The 8,881-nt window shown below is 44.4% G+C and carries 7 protein-coding genes; 1 reads left to right on the top strand and 6 read right to left on the bottom strand.

Annotated features, from left to right (window positions below):
• Window positions 1–53: 53 nt before the first annotated feature.
• The 6 genes from PGU50_RS01940 to glgX form a co-directional block, all read right to left on the bottom strand.
• Window positions 54–1,085: an XdhC family protein gene (locus PGU50_RS01940; RefSeq protein ID WP_195501968.1), complete on the bottom strand. Its 1,032-nt coding sequence runs from the start codon at window positions 1,083–1,085 to the stop codon at window positions 54–56.
• Between the two features lie 10 nt (window positions 1,086–1,095).
• A complete protein-coding gene (locus PGU50_RS01935; protein WP_195501969.1) occupies window positions 1,096–1,368 on the bottom strand; it encodes a hypothetical protein in 273 nt (90 codons plus the stop codon).
• A complete protein-coding gene (locus tag PGU50_RS01930) occupies window positions 1,332–1,676 on the bottom strand; it encodes a hypothetical protein (protein WP_022220753.1) in 345 nt (114 codons plus the stop codon). The genes PGU50_RS01935 and PGU50_RS01930 overlap by 37 nt, the downstream gene beginning before the upstream one ends.
• A gap of 18 nt (window positions 1,677–1,694) precedes the next feature.
• The gene (thrC, locus tag PGU50_RS01925) at window positions 1,695–3,185 is read right to left on the bottom strand and encodes a threonine synthase (RefSeq protein ID WP_270246050.1); all 1,491 of its coding nucleotides are present in this window, start codon (window positions 3,183–3,185) and stop codon (window positions 1,695–1,697) included.
• A 105-nt stretch (window positions 3,186–3,290) separates the two neighbouring features.
• Window positions 3,291–5,609 (bottom strand): VaFE repeat-containing surface-anchored protein, encoded by a 2,319-nt coding sequence (locus PGU50_RS01920; protein WP_270246048.1) that lies wholly within the window; start codon window positions 5,607–5,609, stop codon window positions 3,291–3,293.
• A gap of 96 nt (window positions 5,610–5,705) precedes the next feature.
• Window positions 5,706–7,790 carry a glycogen debranching protein GlgX gene (gene glgX / locus PGU50_RS01915; RefSeq protein ID WP_243272606.1) on the bottom strand — a complete coding sequence of 695 codons (2,085 nt, stop codon included), beginning with the start codon at window positions 7,788–7,790 and terminating at the stop codon, window positions 5,706–5,708.
• Window positions 7,791–7,913: 123 nt separating this feature from the next.
• Here glgX and PGU50_RS01910 point away from each other — a divergent pair, with 123 nt between their 5' ends.
• Complete coding sequence (locus PGU50_RS01910; RefSeq protein WP_117555730.1) at window positions 7,914–8,810, top strand: putative ABC transporter permease; 897 nt, start codon at window positions 7,914–7,916, stop codon at window positions 8,808–8,810.
• Window positions 8,811–8,881 lie beyond the last annotated feature (71 nt).

The following is an 8,881-nucleotide window of genomic DNA, read 5'->3' as shown; positions in this document are numbered from 1 at the left end:
TGTATAAGATTTTCAATGTTCTTCAATTTAGCCTTGACTTTTTATTTGCAGGCTTAATTCCAGAGTGGTTCCAGTAACACCTCGATCGTACCGCCGCAGACCATGCCTTCTTCCTCCGCATCATCTCCGGTCATATCCACATATTCTGTCTTTAGTCCTGTATTATTTTCATGCATCATGACTCTCGCTTTTCTTAAAACCTCTGCCTCCATACAGCCGCCTCCGATGGTTCCAACACAGCTGCCGTCTTCCAGGATCAGCATCTTGGATCCCACATTTCTTGGTGCAGAACCCTTTCTTGTAATGATCGTTGCAAGCATCTTCTTTCCCGGATGAACGATATCCAGGATTGCTTCCAGCAAGTCTTCCGGATAACCGCAGACTCTCTTGTTCTGATTCTTTATTTCGATGATTTCCGCCATGATCGCCACACCGATCTCCTCTGGTGTCTCAGCACCGATGTTCAGACCAATCGGACTTTTTATCTCGCCGATTACTTCCTGGCTGCATCCTTTTTCAATCATATTCTGCTTTACCATCGCACTTCTTCGCCGGCTTCCGATCATTCCGATATAAGCATGTTCCTTCCCAACGATCTTCTCCAGACAAACCTGATCATATCTGTGACCTCTGGTCAGTACAACAAAATACGTATCCTTGTCTCCTTCGATCTGATCCAGGGCATCTTCAAACGGCTGGCAGATCACTTCCGTTGCACCCGCATTTCTGGCATGATCGGCAAACTGCGGACGATCTTCAAGAACCGTGACCTTCCATCCAAGCATAATACCGATTTTGATCACCGGCACCGATACGTGACCACCGCCACAAATAACCAGATGCTCCTGCCCTCCAATTATATCACAAAACACCTGCTGCTCTCTGATTTCATAAAGTCCACATTTTTTCAAGTCACCTGCTTCTGAAAAATGTGCGGAAAAGAAACCGTTTTCTTTACTTTCCCAGATTATTTTTTTCTCTGCCAAGATTGCTTTTTCTCCGGCTGCGGATCCTTTTGCCACTGTCAAAAGAACGTAATCCCCAAGCTTTGGTAAATCTTTTAATATCTCAAATACATTTTCCATCAAATCTCATCTACCCTACTACATATTTATTCAGTCTGTCAAATGCTTCTTTTAATACGGTTCCATCCTGAAACGGATCGGAATCTTCCGGCATTTCATCTCTCGCATGACATTTTCTTTTATCCCCATCACATTTTCTCTGCCATGCAATACTTTTATTGTAACAAATTTTTCCGCCAAATGAAATAAGAAGGTGCAGCTCTTTTTGTCTGCACCTTCCCTCTTCCTTTATTTTGTGATCTGATTTTAAAAATACTTTGCATTCAGCTTTTTGACTGTCCATGCAAACCATACCAGTACTGCAAGTACCAGCACTAACATCACCCAGAATAATTTTCCTGTACTCTGCACGTAAGTATTATACAGATCTTCTGCGCCGTACAGGATCAGCACTACCGCAAGCACAAGAAGCTTCGGTCCTGCTGCTGCCCTGTATGCTTCCTTATCTTTACACTTCTTTATATTCGTATCTTTTGGTACAAGAATTGATGTATTGATGATTCCTTTGAATTTAAGCTGAAACCATGCATACAGGCTATACAATCCTGCCCCAATACCAATGATACCGAAAATTCCTTCCATTCCGTTCATTCTTTTGCCTTCTCCTGTCTATTTTACGCCAAGAATATTCTTAACGGTCTGCTCCATCTGATCCACATCACATTCCGTATTGTGACGGATCTCGGCATTCATGATCTCTTTGATGGCATTCGGAAGCTCTGTACCGGATACTTTCTGAAGCTCCTCGATCAGTTTGAAATCATCCTGTCCTTTATACTTCGGATCGATCGCTGACATAACGCTTCCTGCAAATTTGTATGGACTTGCTGTGGATGCGATTACTGTCTTTCTGTCATCTTTACTGTCTTCTCTGTAAGCTTTATACACCGTTGCAGCTACCGCCGTATGGGTATCCATTACATAACCGGTATCTTCATATACATCATGGATTGTCTTTGCGACCTGCTCTTCTGTCGCATATCCTGCCGCAAAATCAGCCAGGTTTGCTTTCATCTCACCTGTAATCGCGTAACTTCCCTTTGTCTTCAGCTCAGTCATAAGATCCGTATCTTTTCTTGCATCTTCTCCTGAGATCTTGTAGATCAGACGCTCTAAGTTGCTGGAGATCAGAATATCCATGGACGGAGATGTTGTAAGAACAAATTCACGGTTACGGTCATAAGTTCCTGTCTGGAAGAAGTCATAGAGAACTTTGTTCTCATTGGATGCACAGATCAGCTTTGCAATCGGGATTCCCATATTCTTTGCGTAGTATGCAGCCAGAATATTCCCAAAGTTACCGGTCGGTACAACTACATTGATCTCTTCATCTTCCGCAATCTCTTCATTCTGAAGAAGCTTCGCATAAGCATATACATAATATACAACCTGCGGAACCAGACGTCCGATATTGATGGAGTTGGCAGATGAGAACTGGTAGCCTGCTTCATTTAACTCTTTTTCCAGCTCTTTGTTCTCGAACATTGCTTTCACACCGCTCTGTGCATTATCAAAATTGCCGTGGATTGCAACAACCGAAGTGTTGTCCCCTTTCTGTGTCACCATCTGAAGTTCCTGTACCCGGCTTACCCCATTCTTCGGATAGAATACAATAATCTTTGTTCCTTCTACATCTGCAAATCCTGCAAGTGCAGCTTTTCCTGTATCCCCGGATGTTGCAGTCAGAATGACGATCTCATTCTTCACCTGATTCTTCTTTGCAGAAGTAGTCAGAAGGTGCGGAAGAATGGAAAGTGCCATATCTTTGAATGCGATCGTTGCTCCGTGGAACAGTTCCAGATAATAAGCATCCTCCACCTTCGCAAGCGGTGCAATCTCTTCGGTATCAAACTTACTGTCGTAAGCCTTTGCGATACAGCTCTTCAGCTCTTCTTCTGTAAAGTCTGTCAGGAATTCCTTCATAACTGTATATGCGATTTCCTGATAGGTCATCTCTTTGAGCTCACCAAGCGACACCGGAAGCTTCGGAATCGAAACCGGTACAAATAATCCGCCGTCATCTGCCAGCCCTTTTAAGATTGCCTGGGAAGCTGTTACTGTCTTTTCTGCATCTCTTGTACTCTTATAAAGTAAATTCATGGTTCTCCACCCTTCTTATTCTTTCTGATTCACTTCAGCAATCTGCTAAAGTATTTTCCTATTTAGCGATTATAGCATAAGAACCTTTCAAGTGCAATGCCATCCTTATCTGCGTTTCCACTTTCGTCCACACATCCGGCTCAGAAGAAAACACAGGAGCAGTGCCCCGGTCAGAATAACGCCGATCAGAAATACCAGAATCTTTACATAAGATCCATCTCCGGTTGCAACCGTCTTTGCTTTCTCAGTTTCCTTTGGCTTTTCCGGACTTTCCGGTTTTTCCTCTTCTGCCGGCTTTTCCTTTTTATAGGTTACACTCTGTCCTTCGTCCTCCAGATCTGCGTGCGCTGCAACCAGCTTTTCCTCCAGATACACTTCCTCAAATACAACAACCTGTTCTCCTTTAAGCTTCGTTGCATCAAACGTAAATTCCATCTGAATTTCTCCGAAATCTATATCCGGGATCAGCTTTTTCTCTGCGGTCACTTCTTTTCCATCCTGAAGAACCGGCTTTTTGGTCTCCTTATCCATTAATGTGCCTTTAACTACATATTCTTTTCCAATCTCCAGATTTTTCCATTTTACCTGATCTATGACCGTTACCTGTTCTGTCCGTTTCCCGTTATGCGTTCCCGTTTCCCGGTCAGATGCTCTTGTCCCGATCTCCGGTACGGGATGTTCATCATTTGTCAGTGTCCCCAGATCAATTACTCGCATTTCCTTTGTTACTTCCACCTCAAACGCAGGAATCAGCATCCGGTCTTCATTATTTTTACAAGACAGTTCTTCCACCAGATACGTTCCGTAAGGAAGCGCTCCTCTTGTATTATCCGGAGTTCCTTCCCCAAACCAGATCCCATCTTCACTTGTCTTCCCCTCATTCGTGTTGACGGTATGTGGATTCCAGTACGCACCGGTCGAAGCCTCCCCGTTTTTGTCCGTCAGGATCACATGGCTCTCCCCAGTTGCCTGCGATGTGATCCGAAATGGGATATCCGCCAGTCTTTTCAAGGTTTTATCTGCCGCTTTCACCAGCTTTAAGTCCCCACGGATGAGCTTTTCCTTTATTTCCACTGGATTCCATATTTTCAGGGCTTTATAGCTTCCATTTTGCTCCGTTCCAGTCCTGATACAATGTGTAACGGTGTCCACCAGATACCCTTCCGGCGCATGCATCTCCCATACCGTAATCGTTCCAAGCGGAAGCTCGTTATTTTCAAAAAACGGATCCCCGCTGATCAGGTGCGCCTCATCCATCCGGACCACACCATCCGCATCCGACTTCAGCTTCCAACTCCTGAGCGGCACCTTCACACCGATCTCATTTTGATTGTCAAAAATGCTATCAAAAAATGCCACATGAAATTCTGCTCCCGCAAGAGAAAGTCCTGCCTGCGCCTGCCCTTTCCCTGTTTCCGCATCCTGCTTCCGGAGCAGGATTTCCACCTTTGTCTTTTCCGGTTCATCCTGACACTCATAGGTCACGGTCTGTCCGGCATTCACCGTGATCTGCCGCAGCTTTGTGTCCAGTACATAACCTTTCGGTGCTTTAGTCTCTTTGATGTCATAGGAACCCTCCGGCAGATTTTCTGCCTTCCCGTATCCTTTCTTGTCTGTCCGGATTACGCAGACTGCCTCGGATGTCCCACTTTTACAGACGGTATACTCTGCCCCTTCCAGTGAGTAGAGCTGATTATCAGCCGTAATCTCTGACCTTGCAGAGCTCTTCATGATCTCCAGGCTTCCGTTATGGGTTGTCTTAAAAAGATATATCGTTGATCTGGATTTTGCCACAAGCTGTGAAATCTGATTGCCACTCGACGGAATAGATGCCGAATGCCAGAACCGGTTATCGTTGCTATTATCTCCCCAGAAAAATCCGATATGGCAGTCTGCATCTTCTTCCTCCCAGGAAACCGGCTCAAAATAGATCACATCTCCTTTTTGCGCTTTTCCGCCCGCAAGCAGCTCCTCAATGGTGTTGTAATGATAGGATTCCACGGCATTGTCTGTCATCCAATGAAACCAGTTGCTCGCATTGACCTTGCCGCCACGGAGACTTCCTTTGTCAATTCCTGACAGATCCGCTCCACATTTTTCCAGAACATAAGCGACAAACCCGGTACAGTTCATTGCCCCATTTCCACCGTAGGCTCCGTTCGGACGCATGCAGTTCTCTGCTGTCAGAGGATATCCGCTGTAAGGCGTTCCCAGATAATAACCGTCCTTTTCGTGGTTTTTTAACTCCTCAAGCACTTTTCCCGGCTCTGCTCCTAATTTTTCATCAAGTTTTACAATCGTTTCTTTCTTTGCGATTCTCTCTGCTGAGTTTGCAGATACGACAGGCATACTGCTGCCCGACAATGATACTACCGCCAGAATCACACTTAGTATTCCGGCAAAATGATTCTTTATATATTTCATAAAAGTTTCTCCTTCTGCCTTTTCAGGTCAGAAAAGAGAATATAAAAGACGAGTACCCTTACTATAAAGGAAGAGTACCCGCTTGTCAATAGTATTTTATTGTTGATCTGCCTCCAGAACGATCACACTTCTCGGTCCCACAAGAATTCTTTCCTCCGAAATCCGTACCGGATTCTGATAAATTTCCTGCTTTTTATCTCCAGTATTTGCCGCCACATGCCAACTATATCCGCCCGGAAGTTGTGGAAGTTCTACCCAGACACCTTCCCAGTATGGATTCATCAGAAGATACACACAGTCTTCTTTTGCCATTTTATTATCATATCCGGCAAACATGACTGCCGCCGTCCGGATCTCCGGTCTGGAAAAATCCAGTTTCCACGGCACTTCACCGTGAAAGCTGATCTCCGGAAATCCAAGACTGCTCGCCCCTGCATCTCCTGTGATCGACGGATGCCGTTTCCGAAATGCCGTCATATAAGCACAAAAATCAAATACATCCTGAAACTTTTCTTTTCTTGTCCAGTCCAGCCAGGAAATCTCGTTATCCTGACAGTAGGCATTATTATTCCCGAACTGAGTATTGCCAAACTCATCACCTGCAAGGAACATCGGTGTCCCTCTGCTGCAAAGCAGGACCGCAAAAGCATTTTTCATCATCCGGTGGCGCAGTTCAACAACCATAACCTGATCGGTGTCCCCCTCTGCCCCACAGTTCCAGCTCCGGTTATCGTCACTTCCATCAAGATTTCCCCATCCATTAGCCTCATTATGCTTCTGGTTATACGAATAAAGATCATACAGGGTAAATCCATCATGGCAGGTCAGGAAATTCACAGAAGCATGTTTTCCGCGGATTCTGGTATCATAGATGTCCGGAGAACCGGCAATTCTCTGAAGCGCTGCTCCTGCTGCCCAAAGTCCCCCTTTTAAATATTCCCGCACGTCATCCCGGTATCTTCCGTTCCATTCTGACCATCTGCGGAATGCCGGAAAACTTCCGACCTGATAAAGTCCGCCGGCATCCCACGCCTCCGCGATCAGCTTTGTGTCTGCAAGCAGCGAATCATAGGCAAGATTCTTTACGAGTGGTGGATTTTCCATCGGTGACCCATCCTCATTTCTTCCCAGGATCGAGGCAAGATCAAACCGGAAGCCGTCCACCCGGTACTCTGCCACCCAGTATCGCAGACAATCCTGGATCATTTTGATCACCACCGGATGATTACAATTCACAGTATTTCCACAGCCACTGAAATTATAATATTTTCCATCGGGTGTCAACATATAATAAATCTGATTGTCAAATCCTTTAAACGAAATAAACGGTCCGCATTCATTTCCTTCTGCCGTATGGTTAAACACCACATCCAGGATTACTTCAATCTGGTTATCATGCAGTTCTCGGATCAGTTCTTTTAATTCTACTCCTTCCCGGTTGTATTCCGTTGATGCTGCATAGCTCGTATTCGGCGCAAAAAAGCTGACTGTATTATACCCCCAGTAATCAATCAGTTTCTTTCCATCAACCTCACGGCTCCCCTGCAGTTCATCAAATTCAAAGATCGGCATTAGCTCCACCGCATTAATCCCCAGTGTTTTCAGATAAGGAATTTTTTCTTTGATTCCGGCAAAGGTTCCAGGATGACGGACACTTTTGTCCATCTTCGTGAATCCCCTGACATGCATCTCATAGATGATCAGTTTTTCCATCGGGATCTTATCTGGCTTTTCACTGCCCCAGAAGAAATTATTCCGGACTACTCTGGCACGATATCCCCCTGTATTTAGTGCTTTTCCCCATACACTCTGCCCGGTAACTGCCTTTGCATACGGATCCAGTAAAATATGCTTTTTATCAAACAGCAGACCTTCCTTTGGTTTCCACGGTCCGTCCAGCCTGTACGCATATTCAAATTCTTCAATATCCAGTCCGAATACCATCATGGAAAATACATCCCCGATCCGGCAGTTTTCCGGAAATGGGATCACCGCATAAGGTTCCGGTTCCTTTCTGTGAAACAGAAGAAGTGCACATGTCACTGCCCCTTTTGAATGCACTGTAAAATTAACTGCCGACTGAAATGCAGTCGCACCCTCATCACGATACAGTCCGGGACAGATTTCAAATCCATTTACATTTTCTGTCGGAACCCATCTTGGCATCATTTCTTCCAGCATTTTACCAGCTCCTTCCATGTCATGTTTTCAGTATAGCACATTTTTCCGTTTACACATCTTTCCTTTCTGTATATAATATAAAGGATTACATATTTTTTTGCAGCAGACTCAAGGAGGTTTTTTATGACTGCACAGCATCTATATTATTTATTTCAGTGCTTCTTTATATATGCCTTTTTAGGCTGGTGTACAGAAGTTGCGTTTGCCGCTTTTAAAGAACATCGTTTTGTCAACCGTGGATTCTTAAATGGCCCGATCTGTCCGGTATACGGTTTCGGCGTGGTTGCAGTCATTCATTTTCTGACACCGCTTCGTTCCAACCTGCTCCTGCTATATCTCGGAAGTGCTATTCTTGTTACTGCAATCGAATGGCTGACCGGGTTCATTCTCGAAAAGGTTTTCCATAACAAATGGTGGGATTATTCTAATATGCCGCTCAATCTGAATGGATATGTGTGCCTTTTGTTTTCTCTGATCTGGGGAGTGTTCTGTGTTTTCATCGTAGATGTATTCCATCCACTGATTGACACACTGCTCTCACACATTCCTTTCCTTGTCGGTATCATTCTTGTATGTATTCTGGTGATTGCCGGACTTGCCGATCTCTATGTAACAGCATCCGGTATCCTGAAGCTCAACAAACGTCTTGAAAAAATGCAGGCCATTGCAGACGAACTTCATCAGATTTCCGACAAGCTTGGTGAATCAATCTACAAGCGCACCATTACAGCTATGGAAAAACAGGAAGAGTTCAAAGATACTGTATCTGAGAAGCAGGAAGAATTTAAATCTGCTATTTCCGAAAAACAGGAAGCAATTTCAGACACCCTTGCCGATGTTTCTGACGAAGTAAAAGAACGGATTACTCTTCTTCGCAGAAGCTACCTGGAAAATGTCAAAGCAACTTCTCATATGCAGAAGCGTATCATGAAAGCTTTCCCGAAAATGCAGAGCCGCAACTACAAAGAATCCTTTGAAGATCTTAGAAACAAACTGAAGGAAATGTCTCTCAAAAAATAACAGGCTGTAAAAAATCCATCTGGTTTTCTTTTAAAAAAAGAAATCAGATGGATTTTTTATCTTTAAAATTA

This window comes from Coprococcus sp. AM11-30B (assembly GCF_027674365.1).
Classification (GTDB): Bacteria; Bacillota; Clostridia; order Lachnospirales; family Lachnospiraceae; genus Allocoprococcus; species Allocoprococcus comes.
Note: the sequence above shows the minus strand (reverse complement) of the source record. Positions and strands in the feature narration are given on the sequence as shown.

What these genes read in the sequence shown, in the direction of transcription:
- PGU50_RS01940 (WP_195501968.1), bottom strand. Translation starts at nt 1,085, where the DNA reads ATGGAAAATGTATTTGAGATATTAAAAGATTTACCAAAGCTTGGGGAT.
- PGU50_RS01935 (WP_195501969.1), bottom strand. Translation starts at nt 1,368, where the DNA reads ATGGACAGTCAAAAAGCTGAATGCAAAGTATTTTTAAAATCAGATCAC.
- PGU50_RS01930 (WP_022220753.1), bottom strand. Translation starts at nt 1,676, where the DNA reads ATGAACGGAATGGAAGGAATTTTCGGTATCATTGGTATTGGGGCAGGA.
- thrC (WP_270246050.1), bottom strand. Translation starts at nt 3,185, where the DNA reads ATGAATTTACTTTATAAGAGTACAAGAGATGCAGAAAAGACAGTAACA.
- PGU50_RS01920 (WP_270246048.1), bottom strand. Translation starts at nt 5,609, where the DNA reads ATGAAATATATAAAGAATCATTTTGCCGGAATACTAAGTGTGATTCTG.
- glgX (WP_243272606.1), bottom strand. Translation starts at nt 7,790, where the DNA reads ATGCTGGAAGAAATGATGCCAAGATGGGTTCCGACAGAAAATGTAAAT.
- PGU50_RS01910 (WP_117555730.1), top strand. Translation starts at nt 7,914, where the DNA reads ATGACTGCACAGCATCTATATTATTTATTTCAGTGCTTCTTTATATAT.